This is a genomic window from Flavobacterium phycosphaerae, assembly GCF_010119235.1.
GTDB lineage: Bacteria > Bacteroidota > Bacteroidia > Flavobacteriales > Flavobacteriaceae > Flavobacterium > Flavobacterium phycosphaerae.
In genome coordinates, this window is record NZ_JAAATZ010000001.1 from 1,732,976 (window position 1) to 1,750,330 (window position 17,355).

The following is a 17,355-nucleotide window of genomic DNA, read 5'->3' on the forward strand; positions in this document are numbered from 1 at the left end:
TGTCTGCTTTTGTCTCTAAAATTTAAAATCATTACTGTATATTTGCTTTTATTTTTGAAGGAATGGACAAGAAAACGACAGAATTTTATACCCGCTTGCGAGAAGAGTTGAACAATACGTCAACCTGGCCCAGCGAATACTTATATAAATTTATTGTACCCACAGATCCTAAAAAAGTTGAGGAAGTAGAAAATGCTTTTGACAACCTGGGTGCCGTGATACAAACTACACAATCAAAAACCGGAAAATACACCAGTCTTTCTATCAATGTAATGATGGAGAGTCCGGAACAAGTGGTTGAAAAATACATCGAGGTTTCAAATATTGAAGGGATTATATCATTATGATGGCGGAAAAATATATTAAAGAAAATGCCAATGATGTAGTGCATCATTTGGAATACAATGCCGAAAGAACCCATTTGATTATACCGGAGTATGGTCGCCATTTACAAAAATTGATTGACCAAGCTACTTTAATCGAGAGTAAGGAAGAGCGCAACAAAGCCGCCAAATACATCATTCAGGTCATGGGAAGTTTAAACCCGCATTTGCGTGATGTGCCCGATTTTCAGCACAAACTATGGGATCAGATTTTTATCATGTCCGATTTCAAATTGGATGTCGATTCTCCTTATCCGATTCCAACCAAAGATGTAATTCATCTGAAACCGGAACGTTTGGCTTACCCTCAAAAAAATCCGAAATACCGCTTTTATGGTAACAATATCAAATACATGATTGATGTGGCCAACAGTTGGGAAGACGGCGAAATGAAAAATGCTTTGGTAAAAGTCATTGCCAACCATATGAAAAAATCCTATTTGAGTTGGAACAAAGACACGGTAACCGATACCGTGATTTTTGAGCATTTGTTTGAATTGTCAGCAGGCAAACTAAACCTGTTGCAAAGCTCGGAAGAATTGTTGAACACCAACGATTTGATGCGGACCAATAAAAAAATATCCAACAAAAATATGCCGCCACAAAATGCTAAAATAAAAAGCAATAAGAACGGTAAAAAACCTTTTCAGAAAAACAATAATAACAATCAGAAATAGTTATGAGTTGTGAGTTATAAGTTATGAGTGCAAAGCCATAACTGCTCAAACTCCTAATTCATTTGTAATCATACATTATAAAAAATGGGAACTTTTAAAATAGAAGGTGGCATTCAACTAAAAGGAGATGTACAACCACAAGGGGCAAAAAATGAAGCGTTACAAGTTTTGTGTCCTGCATTATTAACCTCAGAAAAAGTTAGAATTACCAATATTCCGGATATTATAGATGTCAATAAACTAATCGTTTTATTAGGTAATTTGGGCGTTAAAATCCAAAAGAACGGAGTAGGAGACTACACGTTTCAAGCCGATGAGGTAAATATTGACTATTTAAAAACCGAAGCTTTTAAAAAAGAAGGCGGAAGTTTAAGAGGATCTATTATGATAGTGGGGCCGTTGTTAGCCCGATTCGGTTGCGGGTATATTCCAAAACCGGGAGGCGATAAAATTGGTCGTCGTCGTTTGGATACCCACTTTGAAGGCTTTATTAATTTGGGTGCTAAATTCCGTTACGAAAGAGAAGACCATTTTTATGGAGTGGAAACCAAAACCCGTTTGAAAGGCGCTCACATGTTGTTGGATGAAGCTTCGGTAACCGGAACAGCCAATATCGTAATGGCCGCTGTTTTAGCTGAAGGAACCACTACTATTTATAACGCCGCTTGCGAACCGTATTTGCAACAATTGTGTAAAATGCTGAACTCCATGGGTGCCAAAATCACCGGAGTAGGTTCAAACTTATTAACGATTGAAGGAGTAGACAAATTAGGAGGTTGCGAACACCGCATCCTGCCGGATATGATTGAAATAGGTTCATGGATTGGATTAGCCGCCATGACCCGAAGCGAAATTACCATCAAAAATGTAAGCTGGGAAAACCTTGGCGTTATTCCGAATGTATTCAGAAAACTGGGAATTACGTTAGAGAAAAAAGGAGATGACATTTACATCCCGGCACATACCAAAGGGTACACCGTTAAAACAGATATCGACGGTTCTATCTTAACTATTGCCGATGCGCCATGGCCCGGGTTTACGCCTGACTTGTTGAGTATAGTGTTGGTAGTAGCTACCCAAGCCAATGGCGATGTGCTCATCCACCAAAAAATGTTTGAAAGCCGTTTGTTCTTTGTGGATAAACTAATTGATATGGGAGCTAAGATTATGTTGTGTGATCCGCACCGTGCGGTAGTTATGGGACATGATTTCAAATCACAGTTGAAAGCTACGACCATGTCTTCACCTGATATTCGTGCCGGAATCTCGTTATTGATTGCAGCCCTTTCGGCCAAAGGAACGTCAACCATTCAAAACATTGAACAAATTGACCGTGGGTATGAGCGCATTGACGAAAGACTTCGCGCATTGGGGGCTAATATTGTGAGAGTATAATCTTGAGAGCCGTATCCTTTTGTTTGTTACTGCTTTTGGTATCGTGTAAAACGACGTACCGCAGAACCGACATCAGTTCCATTTCTGAAAAGGAGAAAGCAAAAGTGTATGATTTTGGCATGAGGGTTATGGGAAGCTGCAAAACAAGGCAGTTTGTTCCGCTTAGTGAAAAAGAAGTTGGTAAGAATGGTTTAGTTGCACTAACGTCTGATAAAGTATTGAGTGCTTGTGATGTTTTGGATAAAACCAACGGCAACCTCATTGATATGAAACTCATTGAAGTTATTGATGATACGTCTACGAGTAATTCAAAAATATTCCGATACAAGGCCAATTTTGAACGCAATGAGATAGTCAGGGAGATTAGGATTTGGCTGGGAACTGACGGGAAATTCCAGGGAATCATCTGCGAGACTTGGCAGAACAAATACGAACCTTACAGAAAGAAATAAACAAAATCCCAATGGACTTCAACCCGTTGGGATTTTTTTAATAAAAGCATGGAAACTTACATCATCATACTGCTTTGTGTAGCCGCTTTCTTTGCCGGGTTTGTAGATGCTATCGTGGGCGGCGGTGGTTTGATACAAACCCCGGTGGCTTTGATATTGTTGCCCAATTATGCCGTGGCTTCCATCATAGGTTCTTTAAAAATTCCGGCTTTCAGCGGAACCAGTTTTGCGGCCTATCAGTATTTGAAAAAGGTACAAATGAACTGGAAATTGCTGGCGGTAATGGCAGTGGTGGCTTTTAGTGCGGCCTTCTTAGGGTCTAATTTATTAACGTTGGTGCACAACGATTTCATGAAGCCTTTACTACTCATTGTATTGAGTTTGATTGCCATTTATACGTTTACCAAAAAAGATTTCGGTGCGCATCAAGCCAAAGAACATACTCCAAGAACTCAACTGTTGCTGGCTGTCCTAATGAGCGTTTGCCTCGGGTTTTATGACGGATTCATTGGTCCCGGGACCGGTAGCTTTTTGGTCTTAGGATTTGTAACGGTTTTGGGTTTCGATTTTCTACACGCTTCTGCCAATGCCAAAATGGTAAATCTGGCGACCAATTTCGGTTCTATTTGCCTCTTTGTATTGAAAGGCAAAATCATTTGGGCTATTGCGCTCCCTATGGCTCTTTGCAATGCCGTTGGCGGTTGGGTAGGCGCCAAGCTGGCCATCAAAAAAGGAAACGAATTCATTAGAATCTTCTTTTTGATAGTGATTGTTGGTACGCTAATTCGTTTTGGCTACGATGTGTTTTTTAAATAAAAGACAAACCGCTTCAAATAACCAATCTAAGGAATAAGAAGTAGGGTTGTAGTCTTTCGAAGCAAGTGAATAGGTCATCGATAACGGGTTTTAGGCTTCTGAAGGACATCCCTATAAATCAGCAACCGGTTTTAACTAATTATAAACCGGTTTTTAAGATTCAGAAGCTCAATCTTACCATTTAGAAACTCGTTTTTATCATTTAGAAGCCCGTTCTTAGGCTGGGAAGGCTTGGAAATGCTCAAAAGTTGGTTTTTTAAGGGCAATGAACCATTCCCGAAAACTTACTCCAATACATTTAAAAATTTCAAGCCAAAAATTACACCATCCCCTTGATAACCGTTTTGATACGAACGAACGTAATCAACTCGTAGTACCTTTAATTTTCCAAAACCTAAATTGTCTAAACCTACTGAGAATTCCTGATACGGTTTCCGGTCAGGGATGGCTAAGTTGTGAAAGCCCAATATTAACTGTGATTGCAAATATTTTAGCAACGGCAGTTTATTCATAATATACCCTTTGTCGTTATGCTCCATATGGGTTTCAAAAAAGCGGTCGTTGGTGCTCGCAGCATAATAAGGTAAAAGATTAAACACATTGGTATAACTATCGCCTTGCCCAATGTGGGTTTGGTTGCCGTTAAAATGACGGTAATCTACAAACGAAATGTTTTCGGCATTAAAGAACTTGCCTCCTTTTAAATTCAGTTGCAAGTATCCTTTATTGCCCAAAGTTACATCATAGCCTACTTTGGCCGAAACAAAATCGTATTCATAGGCTTTGTCCGTAGCTGCCATCGTTTTTTCGAAACCTAACGTTACGGTCGGATAATCGTCATTCGGAATGTTGTATTTGCCATCCGGTCTGGATAAGTATTTTTGCCCGAAATTAAATCGCATCGCTACATTGGCTTTGACTAAATTGTGTTTGGTTAAAGCGGCGGTTGTCTCGTCATTTGGCGAAAGCGGATTGTTTGAACTATACAGATCATCGCTTTTTACAACCGAATAATCTGTGGTGTTGTAAAGTGGTTTGCGCTCGCTGTATTCTACATTGGTATACAAATGAAACCCATTAACCACTTCTCTTTCGAAACAAAGGGCGGCGAAATTATTTTCATACAACTTCATAAAATTGTTTTTGAAAAATAAACTGCTCACCGAGTTGACGATGTTAGAAATAGGATTGCTGCGGTTAAACTGACTGACCATGCTTCCTCCGTTTACCGATAACAAACTGTTATTGATGTTATTGAATTTGTGAGCAAAGTTGAACGTCCCTCTTATTTTTTCTTCCGAAAAGCCATAGTCAAAACGAGTGCTGATGCTGGTGTAACTTCTTTTTTCTTCATTGCGTTTAAAGTAAGACAGCCCGGCATTAATGCGCCAACCCTGCACCGTGTTGAACGAAGGGAAAAATAATGGGCCATCGTAATTAACAGACCATTTTTTAAACGAATTTTTATAGCTGTAGCCACTCAAGATATCCATCGGACGAAATTTGTTGTGCTTGGCATCAATAGAGTCCAGGTATTTCTGCGATTTCTTTTTGGTTTGCAGCACATCCTTCTTGAGATAATCCGTAGATTCTTCTTCTGTTAAAGGCACCGGACGGATGGTGTTCCAAAATGAGTCTTCCTTTTTATTGGCGTTTTCTTCAAACGATAAGATTTGATTGGTAAAGGTTCGCTTGGCAAAGGTGGTTTCAAATTCAAAATTAGAATACACATAAGTAAACCTACCATTGACTTTAATGCTGAGCATCCCGGCTACAAAGTCGAGCGTCTGGGTGTTTTTTACCCAAATCTTACTATTGGTATTATAACTAAAGCTTTGTTTGAGCGTTAAATTATCAATAATGGGAACTTGCATTTGCTTGCCTTTGATAGACAAATCAGTAGCATAAATGGCATACGAATCATCTACGATATAGATGTAGCCTTCCATCACCGGTTCGTTTTCGCGTCGCGGTATCACTTTGATTTTGTTAATTTGCTGGCGGTTTTCGGTAAAAAACGACCCTTCAAATTTGTACTTATAATAGTTGAAAGCATTGTCGGCAATAGGGGAGACCACATTCACTTCAAAAGGCAGATAGTTTTCATAAAAATCATAATTTACCGAAGCGGCATTGTTAAAGCTAAAGCCATTGTCTTTGCCGCTTACTTTAGAAGCCACGATGACTTCCTTCATCTTATCCGGTTTTTGGAACGTGATTCGCGAAACCGTTTCCGAGAGGTAAATGATACCGCTTCGGGTGGAGTCTAATATTTCATCAAAAAAATCAAACTTTTGACCCATGATGGTTTTGGGAGCCTCCTTTAAACGGATAATGCCGCGTGAATAAAAATCAGATTTATAGCGGGCTGTTTTTTCGGAGTTTTCCTTTTTGTTCTTAATGGCATTTCTGATGATCTCATTTGCCGGATTGTCTTTTGGATTGATTACTACTTCTCTTAGCGTAATGTTTTCTTCCTGCATTACCACATCAACTACTATCGGTGCTTTTTCTACTTCAACTACTTGCTTGGCGGTTTTAAATCCCAGGTACTGAAAAATGATTTTATGGGTTCCGGGTGTTTTGACATTCAATTCAAATTTCCCTAGGTCATTAGTGGTCGTTCCGTTATAGGTGTTCTCTTCAAAGATGTTTACAAAAGGCAGCGGTTTTCCGTTGGCGTCAGTAACAGTTCCTTTGATTTGGGCCAAAGCACCAAAGGTTACTAAGAAACATAAAAGCGCAAGTGTTTTTTTTGATAGCATATAGAGAGTGATATAATTTTATAAAAAAGACTGTAGGGCCAGTTCGTAGCTTTTTAATCCGAAACCAATAATGACTCCTTTAGCATTAGGCGAAATAAACGATTGGTGACGAAAAGACTCTCGTGAGAAAGTGTTAGAGATGTGTACTTCGATAACCGGGGTGGTGATGGCTTTTACCGCATCGCCTATACCTATAGAGGTATGTGTATAAGCGGCAGCATTAAGGATAATACCGTCATAAGAAAAGCCTACTTCCTGAAGTTTATTAATAAGTTCCCCCTCAATATTGCTTTGAAAATACTGTATATCGGTTGAGGTATATTTTCTTTTCAGGCCTTTGATAAAGGTGTCAAACGACAGACTGCCATATATTTCGGGTTCTCTTTGCCCTAATAAATTCAGGTTTGGACCGTTTATTATTATAATTTTCATACAATTCTATGTTTCTGTAAATGTATAAATAATCTTTTACAATAGTAATAGTGGCAAAAAAATGAACTATTTGTAAGAAACAGCCTGAAATTGATTGAATTTTGTCAGTTTTCAAAAAATGCGACAATCGTGTTTTTTTGTTGATATCAGGTTATTTGTTTGTTTTTAAATAAGTTACAGAAATATTTTGTTAATAAAATTGTTGATAACTGTAACAACCCTTACTGGCGCTAGTATTATATTACTTATACTTTTGCTTTATTAATTTTAAAATTAAACAAACATGAAAAAAATTATTTTAACAGTTGCTGCAGTATTCGCTTTATCGTTTGCTAACGCACAAGACAAAAAAGAAGGTTCAGGAGAAGGATTTGGTAAAGGAGACATCTACCTTACAGGTACTGTTAACTTTATGAATGAAAAACAAGGTGATTTAAAATCTGACGGTTTGACAATTGCTCCAGGTATCGGTTATTTCTTAACTGAAAACTTAGCGCTTGTTGGATCTTTAGAGTACAGTTCATCTAAAAATACTGCTGAAGTTAAAACTACAGGTTTTGGATTATCAGCTGGTGTTAAATACTTCTGGACTCCTGCTAGCAAATTTTCTCTTTCTTTAGGAGGTCAATTATCTTACATGACTGAGAAAGAAGATGCTTTTGATGTAAAAACTAACACTATCGGACTTAATGTTCCTGTAGGTTTACATTATTTCGTATCTGATAGTTTCGCTATCACTACTGAGTGGGCTGGTTTAAGCTACACTTCAGAGAAAGCTGATACTACAGGTGCTGAAGCTACAAACACTATTAAATTAGGTGGTGATTTATCAACTATCACTTTAGGTTTAATCTACAAACTATAATTTTTGTAGAACTTCAAAATTTAAACCGCGCCAATGGCGCGGTTTTTTTATATACGTCATTTGCCTTATTTATTCTTTACTTAATAATTTTATATTTGTCGTACTAATTTTAAAATCAACAAAACATGAAAAAAATTATTTTGACTATGGTTGCTGCTTTAGCGGTAACTTTTGCATTTGCGCAAAAAAAGGGTGGCTCTGATGACATGAGATTTGGAGTAAGAGGCGGTTTAGATATGATATCGGTAAAGATTGCCGGTGGTGGTTCTGAATCATTGACCGGATTTTATTTGGGAGGTTTTGCCGAGTTTGCTATTGCTGACCAGTTTGTACTGCAACCAGGTATTAGTTATCACTCTGCTTCTAAAACCGTAAATGGTTTTGATATCAAAGCTAATTTCTTGAGTGTGCCCGTTTTGGTAAAATACCAAGTGGCAGAACAATTCAATTTATTAGCCGGTCCATCGTTGTATTACAATACTGATTCTGAAGCTCAGGACAAAACTACGTTTAATCTTGATTTAGGTGCTTCTTATGACATCACTGAAAATTTCTTAGTAGAGGCAAGATACTCTATTGGATTAACAGGCGATTCAAAAGTTAACCATTTCTTAGTTGGAGTAGGTTATAAATTCTAAGATCCTCCAAATATATTATAGAAACCACGTCAATGATGTGGTTTTTTTATTATATAAAACTCTGTTACTTGTTTTTTTGATATATTCTGTTACATTTGTCCTACTAATTTTAAGAATATATCATGAAAAAAATTATTTTAACAATGGCAGTTGTTCTAACTGCAACTTTTGCCAATGCCCAAGCCAGAGAGAAAGGAACGATTGAACTTATCCCATATCTTGGTTTTTCAACATCCAATTATTATGGAGCTGACACAGGATCGGCTAACTCTTCGCTTTCTGCAGTCGCTTATGGACTAGCGGGAGATTATTTTTTTAACAAAACATGGAGTTTACGTTCCGGATTGTTATTCCAGACAATGGGAACAGAATTGCCCGGACTTAAAGAAAAATTAAATTACTTGACAATTCCGGTTAATGCTAATTGGCACTTTGGAAGTACTAAAAAATGGAATTTAAATTTTGGGCCAAGCTTTGGTTTTCTTATGTCAGCCAAAGATAATAGTCAAGATATCAAAGATTTGGCAAACACTACTCAAATAGGTTTAAATTATGGAATTGGTTATAAAATTGCAGTATCTGATAAAATCAGTATTTTAATTGATTATCAAGGAATGACCGGACTTAGCGATGTTTCAAAAGATTCATCTACTAATATAAAAAATGCTTACGGCAGTTTTGATGTTGGTTGTGTGTTTAAATTATAATACAGTTTAAGATAGCTATAGAAACCACGTCATTGACGTGGTTTTTTTATTATAAATCATTTTGTTACTTTGCACTATGAACTGGAGTGGCTATATAAAAAGCTTTCAAACTTATTTAAAATTAGAACGTGGTTTGTCAACGAACACAGTTGCCAATTATACCTTTGATTTAGAGCGATTGTGTGATTTCTTAGTGCAGAATAACATTAATGTAGCTCCGGAAAAAATAAATGAAGCTACTATTGAACAGTTTATTTATGCCGTTTCCAAAGAAGTTAATGCCCGTTCGCAAGCCCGAATTATATCAGGATTAAAAAGCTTTTTTGCCTATTTGATTTTTGAAGATTATCGGGTTGATAATCCAATGGAGTTAATTGAGGCGCCCAAAATCGGAAGAAAACTACCGGATACCTTATCGGTTGCTGATATCGATAATCTTATTGGCGCTATCGATTTGTCTACTCCTGAGGGAGAACGTAACAGGGCTATGCTTGAAACGCTTTATAGTTGCGGTCTTCGTGTTTCTGAAATTGTAAGCCTGAAGATTTCTGATTTGTTTTTTGAGGAAGGTTTTATAAAAATTACCGGAAAAGGAAATAAGCAACGCTTTGTTCCGGTTGCTACTACCACACAAAAGTACATTGAAGTATATAAAAACAGCATTCGGTCTCATCTCGATATAGCCAAAGGTTTTGAAGATACTTTGTTTTTAAACCGACGAGGGAAACAGCTTACCAGAGCTATGATTTTTACTATAATCAAAACATTAGCGGTGAAAATAAATCTGAATAAAAATATTAGCCCTCATACACTAAGGCATTCTTTTGCTACGCATTTGTTGGAGAACGGAGCGGACTTGCGTTCAATTCAAATGATGTTGGGTCACGAATCGATTACCACTACAGAGATTTATGTTCACTTGGATAGAAAACATTTAACACAAATCATGCATACATTTCATCCTCGAAAAAAGTAATTTTAAGTATTTTTAATTACATTAGCATCGGTTTTAAACAAAAGAATAATCCCAAATCTCTTTTAAAATAATGAAGTTTAACGACGTTTTTGTAGTAGATGATGATAAGATTTATCATTTTCTTATCAAGAAATTACTAACCAGCAATAATATAAATTTAAATCTGTCTTTTTTTGAAAACGGGTTGGTGGCTATTGAGGGTATAAAGGATAAAATTGAAAAGGGTGACACACCACCGGATTTAATTTTGCTTGATATTAATATGCCGGTTCTTGATGGATGGCAGTTTTTGGAAGAGTATAAGCTTCTTAAAGATAAAATTGAAAAGGATATCATCATTTATATTATTAGCTCCTCAGACAATACGGTTGATAAAGACAGAGCTAAAGATTTTCAAGACGAGGTAAAGGATTACTACTTGAAACCGGTAACCATTGAAGCTATAAAATCAATTTTTTCCATATAAAAAGGCGACCATTTGGTCGCCTTTTTTATTTATTAAGATAGCTATTATTTAGCAATATTAACTGCTCTTGTTTCTCTAATTACTGTAATTTTAACTTGTCCCGGATAAGTCATTTCAGTTTGAATTTTTTGCGAAATTTCAAAGGAAAGATTAGCGGCATTTTCGTCACTTACTTTTTCACTTTCAACTATAACGCGTAGTTCGCGTCCGGCTTGAATGGCATAAGCATTTTTAACACCGTTAAAGCCAAAGGCAATGTTTTCTAAGTCTTTTAAACGTTGGATATAAGAATCTAAAACTTGACGTCTTGCACCCGGTCTTGCTCCTGAAATAGCATCACACACCTGAATGATTGGAGAGATTAAGTATTTCATTTCGATCTCATCGTGGTGCGCTCCGATGGCGTTACAAACTTCTTCTTTTTCGCCATACTTCTCAGCCCATTGCATTCCCAATAAAGCGTGTGGTAAATCACTTTCCGTATCCGGCACTTTCCCGATATCGTGAAGTAAACCGGCACGTTTCGCTAATTTCACGTTCAATCCTAATTCGGCAGCCATGATACCACAAAGCTTAGAAACTTCGCGCGAGTGTTGCAATAGGTTTTGTCCATAAGAAGAACGGTATTTCATTCTTCCGACTACTTTGATTAATTCAGGATGTAAACCGTGTATTCCTAAATCGATTACCGTACGTTTACCTACTTCAATGATTTCGTCATCGATTTGTTTGGTCGTTTTGGCTACTACTTCTTCAATTCTGGCCGGGTGAATTCTGCCGTCAGTTACCAATTTGTGTAAAGACAAACGGGCGATTTCACGTCTAACCGGGTCAAAACAGGAAAGGATGATAGCTTCCGGAGTATCGTCTACAATAATTTCTACTCCTGTAGCCGCTTCCAAAGCACGGATGTTTCTTCCTTCACGGCCAATGATTCTTCCTTTAACATCATCTGATTCAATATTGAAAACAGATACACAATTTTCTACTGCTTCTTCTGTTCCGACGCGTTGAATGGTGTTGATGATTACTTTTTTAGCCTCTTGTTGAGCCGTCAATTTAGCTTCTTCAATGGTGTCTTGAATGTGCGACATTGCCTTGGTTTTGGCTTCTGCTTTTAAGCTTTCTACCAATTGCTCTCGAGCATCTTCAGCTGAAAGACCAGAGATTACCTCTAGTTGTTCCACCTGACTCTTATGCAGTTTTTCAAGTTCTTGTTGTTTCTTGTCTAACAGCTCAATTTTTGAGTTGTATTCATTGGTTTTGGCTTCGAAATCATCGTTTACTTTTTTAGCTTTGGCCAATTCGCTTGAAACTTGAGATTCTTTGTCTCGGGTTCTTTTTTCTACTTCGGCAATTTTCTTGTCTTTGTTTAAGATCTCTTTTTCATGTTCCGATTTCAGCTCCAAGAATTTTTCTTTGGCCTGAAGTAGCTTGTCTTTTTTAATGTTTTCGGCTTCCACGTTAGCATCTCTTAAAATAGAAGCAGCTTCTTTTTTAGCATTCTTAATCATATTGGAGACGTTGTTTTTTTCGAGGTATTTTGCAATTCCAAAACCTCCGCCGACTCCTGCGATTAAAGCAATTATAATTAGTATAGTTCCCATGTTTTTGTTAGTGTTTATATATAAAAAAAGCCTACATTAGGTGAATGCATAAACTCGTAAGGACAAGTTTTGAGCTAACTCGTTGGTCAAGCTTCCTAGTCAAATGAAAGGCATGCTTTAGTAACGATGATTTGCTCATTCTAATTTGTTAGTGTTGAGTTTACCAATTAAAATCTAATGTAGGCGGTATTGTAATCTATAGGTAAGAACGTTATTTTTTTTCGAGATAATCGAATAATAAATCATTAATTTTTTTCAATCGCTCCAAATCTTTACTATCCATGGAACTGTCAACTTGCTTTTGTTCAACTTGAGAAGCAAACTGTAAAGCACACATGGCTAATACATCTTGTTTGTCGCGAACGGCATAGTTTTCTTCGAATTGCTTAATCATAGCATCAATTTTTTTGGAAGCGCTTCTAAGGCCTTCTTCCTGTGACATGTCAACCGTTAACGGATAAACTCTGTCGGCAATTGATAGTTTTATTTTAAGCTTATCCTCCATGGTTTTAGTCTGATAACTGTGCTATACAGTAATCTATCTCCCGAATTAATGAATTTATTTTAAGCTTGGTATCTCTTTTGTTTTCTTCACCGCCTAATAATGAATTAGCCATTTTGAGTGATTCACATTCTGATTTCAAGGTTACAATCTCATCAGATTTTTTTTGAATAACAGCCATTGCATTTTCTAATTCTGTTTTTAATCCAATAGAATCTTGCTCTAAACGCTCTATTTTTATAAAGAGTTTTTCAATTCTATTTTCAAGAGAATCAATTATTTCTGCAATTTCACTCATGAAATGATTTATTCATTACTTACTCTACAAAGTTAGGATTCTATTTTGTTTGCACAATAGTTTTGTCAATTATTTATTTCTTTTTCCGAGAGAATTATAATATTTTGTTTTTTAATGGGTTACAAAAAAAATAATTTGATTGTAAATTTTTACGCACTTTTTTATACCTTAGCCTGACAACTTATTTTATGAAGAATTTTTGGTTTATAGTACTGATTACGGCTTTGGCATTGGGACAATCTCAATATCCGAAAGAGTATTTTCGTTCTCCTTTGGATATTCCTTTGCAATTGGCAGGTAATTTTGGGGAATTGCGCTCCAATCATATTCATTCCGGTTTCGATTTTAAAACTCAGCAAAAAGAAGGATTGAATGTTTATGCCGCTGCCGATGGGTATGTGTCCCGAATAAAAATTTCTGAAATAGGTTACGGAAAAGCGATTTATATCACACATCCTAATGGCTTTACTACTGTCTATGGCCATTTGCAATCGGGTTTTGGCGAAGTTGAAAAGCTAATCAAAAAAGAACAATATAAAGCCAAATCTTATGAAATTGATGTTGCGTTTGCACCAAATGATTTGATTATTAAAAAAGGTGATATTGTCGGAATCTCAGGGAATACAGGCGGTTCTGACGGGCCGCATTTGCATTTTGAAATCCGTGATACGCAATCGGAGAAAATTATTAATCCGTTGTATTTTGGTTTTGATGCTTTGATTCCCGATGATAAACGCCCCATTGTAAATAGTTTATGGGTGTATCCTTTGGATGGGAATACTGTTGTGAACCAATCTAAAAGACCGATTTCAGTGAATTTGTCATTGCAAGATGATGGCAGTTATATCGCTGAAACCATAGCCGCCACAGGAAAAATAGGTTTCGGAATTACCACTATTGATTATGATAATGTTTCTTGGAATGCCAATGGGGTTTTCAGTGTACAGACTTTCTTAAACGGCAAACCCGATTTCAGTTACCAATTTGATACGTTTGCTTTTGATGAAACCCGCTATGTCAATGCTTTAATCGATTATGGTCGCTATAAAAAACTGGGACAACGGGTACAAAGATTGTTTACGGAAAATTTGTATCCGTTAAGTATTATAAAACCCGGAATGGCTAACGGAATTATCAGTGTTGCCGGAAATGTTTCTCAATCATATCGCATAGAAGTGGCCGATTTTAGCGGAAATAGTACTAAAATATTTATCCCAATTCAATATGCTAATTTGCCTGCCAAAGTCAATGAAGTACCCATAATTTCAAATTATTTGGTCAAAGCCAAAAAGGACAATATTTTTACTTTAGATAATGTAACGGTTTCGTTTCCGGCCAATACATTCTTAGCCGATTTTTATATGAATTTCTCAGTAAAAAACGGTTTAGCTGTTATTCACGATGACGTAGTGCCGGCTTTTTCTAATTTTTCGGTCACTTTTGAAGATTCTGTTTCAACAGAAAAAGCGAAGGAAAAGATGTTTATCGGACTTGTTGACGGAAAAAAAACGTATTTCTACAATACTAAACGCTATAAAAATTCGTTTACCATTTATACCAAATATTTGGGAGATTACAAATTACTGAGAGATGGCATGCCGCCCAAAATTAAAAGCGATAAACGAATTGGTGGCAAATGGATTAGCAATTTAAACACTTTGCAATTCACTGTTTCCGATGATTTATCAGGGATTAAGAGTTACGAAGGGTCTTTAAACGGCAAATGGATTTTGCTGGAATATGAATCTAAAACCAAAAAACTCATTCACCGTTTTGCTGATGGTATCGTCGCTGAAGGCAAAAATGATTTAAAAATCACAGTTACTGATAATGTTGGAAATTCTACTATCTTTGAAACACAATTTTTTAGAAGTCAAAAACCTTAATCATACCCTTTGAGAACAACAAAATTCTTTTTTACGCTCCTTTTCATAACTGTTAGTGTCATCGCTTTTGCTCAAAATCAGACCGCTAAAGTGGCTGGTGTGGTACTCGATGAAAATAACAAACCGGTCGCTGATGTAAATGTTAGTTACCAAACCAAATCGGCTACAACTGACGCTAACGGATTTTACCAAATTACGGTTCCGGCGAATCAAAAAGTAGTGTTGGTCTTTACCCATACTTCTCTGAAAAATATAACCGCAACGTTGCAATTGAAAGCGGGAGAAAATTTTGAATTTCATGTGGTCATGAGCGATAAAGCAGAGCAGTTGAATGATGTGATTATTACCAACAATAAAAAAAGAGTTCAAGGAATTACCACTCTTTCTCCGGAAACTATTCGCAGAAATACCAGTGCTATGCCCGGCGTGGAAAGTGTGCTGAAAACTTTTGCGGGTGTAAATGCTAACAATGAATTGAGCTCAGGGTACAACGTTCGCGGTGGAAATTATGATGAAAATTTAGTTTACGTTAATGAAATTGAAGTGTATCGTCCGTTCTTAATTCGTTCCGGGCAACAGGAAGGGTTGAGTTTTACCAATACCGATATGGTTCAGAATGTAGACTTTTCTGCCGGTGGATTTCAGGCTAAATACGGCGATAAATTATCATCTGTTTTAGATATTACCTACAGAAAACCAACCAAATACGGTATCACTGCCGAAGCCAGTTTCCTAGGCGGAAGCTTAACCGGAGAAGGGATTTCCAAAAACAAAAAATGGTCTGCCATCACCGGAATACGTTACCGCGATAATTCACTTTTGGTGAACAGTCAGGAAACGCAGACCAACTTCAGACCAACATTTATTGATGTGCAAACCAATGTGAATTTCAGTCCCAATAAAAAATGGCAATTCAGTTTCTTGGGCAATGCTTCTCAAAACAAATACAATTATCAACCTTTGACGCGTCAAACCAATTTCGGAACGATTGATGAGCCTATAGCTTTACAAGTTTTTTATGAAGGACAAGAAAATGATAAATACCGAACGCTTTTCGGCGCTTTTAAAACCACTTATGCCGCCAATGAAAATAATACGTATAAGCTAATCACTTCGATTTACCATACACAAGAACAAGAGTATTACGACATACTTGCTGCCTATTATTTGGGAGCAGTAGATACCAATGTTGGCTCAGAAACTTTAGGAGAGGTAACGTACAACCAAGGAATCGGAAGCCAGTTAAACCATGCGCGTAACGATTTAGATGCCCTGATTATTAATGCCGAAGTCAAAGGAACGCACCAAATAAACAATAAAAAACACCAAATCGATTGGGGATTTAAATACACTCGTGAAAATTTCCGCGACCGAATTGTGGAGTGGGAAGTAATTGACTCAGCAGGTTTCTCCATCAATCCACCTGAATTTCATGTGCCAAATGAACAACCTGCCCATTCTTATATTGGACCTTTAGTGCCTTATAAAAATGTGAGAGCGACAAATTTTGTTGATATTGATCGTTTTTCCGGCTATGCTCAGTGGAGTACTAAAACCAAATTAGGCGAAAATCAATTGTGGATTACAGCCGGTTCCCGTTTTCACAGTTGGAAAGTTTCAGCAGAAGGAATTTCCGGCGGGAAAATGCAAACCGTTTTCAGTCCGAGAGCTCAATTGACCTTAAAACCTGATTGGGAAAAAGATATGGTATTCCGATTTGCTGTCGGACTTTACCATCAACCACCATTTTACCGTGAATTACGAGATGAAGATGGTGTCGTTAATCCAAATGTAAAAGCACAGCAATCGGTTCATTTTGTATTGAGTAATGATTACAATTTTAAAATGAATAATCGCCCGTTTAAATTGGTTACCGAAGGGTATTACAAGTCGATGACTGACGTGAATACATATACATTAGAAAATGTCAGAATCCGATATCGCGCCAATAATGATGCTACCGCCTATGCTTACGGTTTAGATATGAGATTGAACGGAGAATTCGTTCCGGGAACAGAATCTTGGTTGAGTTTTGGTTATATGAAAACCGAAGAAAATCAAAACGGCAGAGGTTTTATTGCGCGTCCAACAGATCAGCGATTGAAATTCGGAATCTTATTCCAGGATTATATGCCTAATATCCCGAATATGAAATTGTACTTGAATTTGGTTTATAACACAGGTTTGCCGGGAGGTTCACCTTCTTATGCTGATTCGTACGATTACCAAACCCGTTTGCGCGATTACCGTCGTGCCGATGTGGGATTCTCCTATGTGTTTACTGAAAAAAATAACGAAAGACGCGATGGACATTGGTTAAAAAAATTCCAAGACTTGTCAATTGGATTTGAGATTTTCAATTTATTCAACAATCAAAACGCCATTACCAATACATGGGTGCGCGACGTGTATACCAAAAACCAATACGGAATTCCAAATTACATGACCACTCGAGTTTTCAATGTGAAACTGACGGCGAAATTGTAGAAA

At 37.0% G+C, this 17,355-nt stretch carries 17 protein-coding genes; 12 read left to right on the forward strand and 5 right to left on the reverse strand.

What is annotated here, in order from left to right; genetic code table 11:
- Nucleotides 1–62: 62 nt before the first annotated feature.
- From GUU89_RS07645 to GUU89_RS07665, 5 genes are all read left to right on the forward strand, one after another.
- A complete protein-coding gene (locus tag GUU89_RS07645; RefSeq protein ID WP_162127358.1) occupies nucleotides 63–347 on the forward strand; it encodes a DUF493 family protein in 285 nt (94 codons plus the stop codon).
- Nucleotides 347–1,060, forward strand: coding sequence for a DUF4290 domain-containing protein (locus tag GUU89_RS07650; protein ID WP_162128644.1), 714 nt, complete (start codon nucleotides 347–349; stop codon nucleotides 1,058–1,060). The genes GUU89_RS07645 and GUU89_RS07650 overlap by 1 nt, the downstream gene beginning before the upstream one ends.
- An 84-nt stretch (nucleotides 1,061–1,144) precedes the next feature.
- Nucleotides 1,145–2,455 carry a UDP-N-acetylglucosamine 1-carboxyvinyltransferase gene (gene murA, locus GUU89_RS07655; protein WP_162127359.1) on the forward strand — a complete coding sequence of 437 codons (1,311 nt, stop codon included), beginning with the start codon at nucleotides 1,145–1,147 and terminating at the stop codon, nucleotides 2,453–2,455.
- A gap of 2 nt (nucleotides 2,456–2,457) precedes the next feature.
- Nucleotides 2,458–2,907 carry a hypothetical protein gene (locus GUU89_RS07660; protein WP_162127360.1) on the forward strand — a complete coding sequence of 150 codons (450 nt, stop codon included), beginning with the start codon at nucleotides 2,458–2,460 and terminating at the stop codon, nucleotides 2,905–2,907.
- Between the two features lie 48 nt (nucleotides 2,908–2,955).
- Complete coding sequence (locus tag GUU89_RS07665) at nucleotides 2,956–3,723, forward strand: sulfite exporter TauE/SafE family protein (protein ID WP_162127361.1); 768 nt, start codon at nucleotides 2,956–2,958, stop codon at nucleotides 3,721–3,723.
- 284 nt (nucleotides 3,724–4,007) lie between these two features.
- Here the strand turns inward: GUU89_RS07665 and GUU89_RS07670 are convergent, their stop codons facing one another.
- Together GUU89_RS07670 and aroQ are read right to left on the reverse strand one after the other, a co-directional pair.
- Complete coding sequence (locus tag GUU89_RS07670; protein WP_162127362.1) at nucleotides 4,008–6,488, reverse strand: DUF5686 and carboxypeptidase regulatory-like domain-containing protein; 2,481 nt, start codon at nucleotides 6,486–6,488, stop codon at nucleotides 4,008–4,010.
- Nucleotides 6,489–6,506: 18 nt separating this feature from the next.
- Nucleotides 6,507–6,920: a type II 3-dehydroquinate dehydratase gene (gene aroQ, locus GUU89_RS07675; RefSeq protein WP_162127363.1), complete on the reverse strand. Its 414-nt coding sequence runs from the start codon at nucleotides 6,918–6,920 to the stop codon at nucleotides 6,507–6,509.
- A 283-nt stretch (nucleotides 6,921–7,203) separates the two neighbouring features.
- On the opposite strand from aroQ, the gene GUU89_RS07680 reads away from it, so the two are divergent.
- The 5 genes from GUU89_RS07680 (at nucleotide 7,204) to GUU89_RS07700 (ending at nucleotide 10,572) form a co-directional block, all read left to right on the forward strand.
- On the forward strand, nucleotides 7,204–7,785 hold the full coding sequence (locus GUU89_RS07680) for an outer membrane beta-barrel protein (protein ID WP_162127364.1): 582 nt from the start codon (nucleotides 7,204–7,206) through the stop codon (nucleotides 7,783–7,785).
- A 125-nt stretch (nucleotides 7,786–7,910) separates the two neighbouring features.
- Nucleotides 7,911–8,423, forward strand: coding sequence for a porin family protein (locus tag GUU89_RS07685; protein ID WP_162127365.1), 513 nt, complete (start codon nucleotides 7,911–7,913; stop codon nucleotides 8,421–8,423).
- A 122-nt stretch (nucleotides 8,424–8,545) separates the two neighbouring features.
- Nucleotides 8,546–9,130 carry a porin family protein gene (locus GUU89_RS07690; protein WP_162127366.1) on the forward strand — a complete coding sequence of 195 codons (585 nt, stop codon included), beginning with the start codon at nucleotides 8,546–8,548 and terminating at the stop codon, nucleotides 9,128–9,130.
- 76 nt (nucleotides 9,131–9,206) lie between these two features.
- Nucleotides 9,207–10,106 (forward strand): site-specific tyrosine recombinase XerD, encoded by a 900-nt coding sequence (gene xerD, locus GUU89_RS07695; RefSeq protein WP_162127367.1) that lies wholly within the window; start codon nucleotides 9,207–9,209, stop codon nucleotides 10,104–10,106.
- A gap of 70 nt (nucleotides 10,107–10,176) precedes the next feature.
- On the forward strand, nucleotides 10,177–10,572 hold the full coding sequence (locus GUU89_RS07700; RefSeq protein WP_162127368.1) for a response regulator: 396 nt from the start codon (nucleotides 10,177–10,179) through the stop codon (nucleotides 10,570–10,572).
- Nucleotides 10,573–10,616: 44 nt separating this feature from the next.
- Here GUU89_RS07700 and rny read toward each other — a convergent pair whose 3' ends face one another.
- From rny to GUU89_RS07715, 3 genes are all read right to left on the reverse strand, one after another.
- Complete coding sequence (rny, locus tag GUU89_RS07705; protein WP_162127369.1) at nucleotides 10,617–12,179, reverse strand: ribonuclease Y; 1,563 nt, start codon at nucleotides 12,177–12,179, stop codon at nucleotides 10,617–10,619.
- A 211-nt stretch (nucleotides 12,180–12,390) separates the two neighbouring features.
- Nucleotides 12,391–12,684 (reverse strand): cell division protein ZapA, encoded by a 294-nt coding sequence (locus GUU89_RS07710; protein ID WP_162127370.1) that lies wholly within the window; start codon nucleotides 12,682–12,684, stop codon nucleotides 12,391–12,393.
- A 4-nt stretch (nucleotides 12,685–12,688) separates the two neighbouring features.
- Nucleotides 12,689–12,979, reverse strand: coding sequence for a hypothetical protein (locus tag GUU89_RS07715; RefSeq protein WP_162127371.1), 291 nt, complete (start codon nucleotides 12,977–12,979; stop codon nucleotides 12,689–12,691).
- Nucleotides 12,980–13,167: 188 nt separating this feature from the next.
- On the opposite strand from GUU89_RS07715, the gene GUU89_RS07720 reads away from it, so the two are divergent.
- Nucleotides 13,168–14,865 (forward strand): M23 family metallopeptidase, encoded by a 1,698-nt coding sequence (locus tag GUU89_RS07720; RefSeq protein ID WP_162127372.1) that lies wholly within the window; start codon nucleotides 13,168–13,170, stop codon nucleotides 14,863–14,865.
- 9 nt (nucleotides 14,866–14,874) lie between these two features.
- Nucleotides 14,875–17,352, forward strand: coding sequence for a TonB-dependent receptor (locus GUU89_RS07725; RefSeq protein WP_162127373.1), 2,478 nt, complete (start codon nucleotides 14,875–14,877; stop codon nucleotides 17,350–17,352).
- The last annotated feature ends 3 nt before the right edge of the window (nucleotides 17,353–17,355 follow it).

Coding starts and splice junctions, on each gene's coding strand:
- GUU89_RS07645 (WP_162127358.1), top strand. CDS start 63: ATGGACAAGAAAACGACAGAATTTTATACCCGCTTGCGAGAAGAGTTG.
- GUU89_RS07650 (WP_162128644.1), top strand. CDS start 347: ATGGCGGAAAAATATATTAAAGAAAATGCCAATGATGTAGTGCATCAT.
- murA (WP_162127359.1), top strand. CDS start 1,145: ATGGGAACTTTTAAAATAGAAGGTGGCATTCAACTAAAAGGAGATGTA.
- GUU89_RS07665 (WP_162127361.1), top strand. CDS start 2,956: ATGGAAACTTACATCATCATACTGCTTTGTGTAGCCGCTTTCTTTGCC.
- GUU89_RS07670 (WP_162127362.1), bottom strand. CDS start 6,488: ATGCTATCAAAAAAAACACTTGCGCTTTTATGTTTCTTAGTAACCTTT.
- aroQ (WP_162127363.1), bottom strand. CDS start 6,920: ATGAAAATTATAATAATAAACGGTCCAAACCTGAATTTATTAGGGCAA.
- GUU89_RS07680 (WP_162127364.1), top strand. CDS start 7,204: ATGAAAAAAATTATTTTAACAGTTGCTGCAGTATTCGCTTTATCGTTT.
- GUU89_RS07685 (WP_162127365.1), top strand. CDS start 7,911: ATGAAAAAAATTATTTTGACTATGGTTGCTGCTTTAGCGGTAACTTTT.
- GUU89_RS07690 (WP_162127366.1), top strand. CDS start 8,546: ATGAAAAAAATTATTTTAACAATGGCAGTTGTTCTAACTGCAACTTTT.
- xerD (WP_162127367.1), top strand. CDS start 9,207: ATGAACTGGAGTGGCTATATAAAAAGCTTTCAAACTTATTTAAAATTA.
- GUU89_RS07700 (WP_162127368.1), top strand. CDS start 10,177: ATGAAGTTTAACGACGTTTTTGTAGTAGATGATGATAAGATTTATCAT.
- rny (WP_162127369.1), bottom strand. CDS start 12,179: ATGGGAACTATACTAATTATAATTGCTTTAATCGCAGGAGTCGGCGGA.
- GUU89_RS07710 (WP_162127370.1), bottom strand. CDS start 12,684: ATGGAGGATAAGCTTAAAATAAAACTATCAATTGCCGACAGAGTTTAT.
- GUU89_RS07715 (WP_162127371.1), bottom strand. CDS start 12,979: ATGAGTGAAATTGCAGAAATAATTGATTCTCTTGAAAATAGAATTGAA.
- GUU89_RS07720 (WP_162127372.1), top strand. CDS start 13,168: ATGAAGAATTTTTGGTTTATAGTACTGATTACGGCTTTGGCATTGGGA.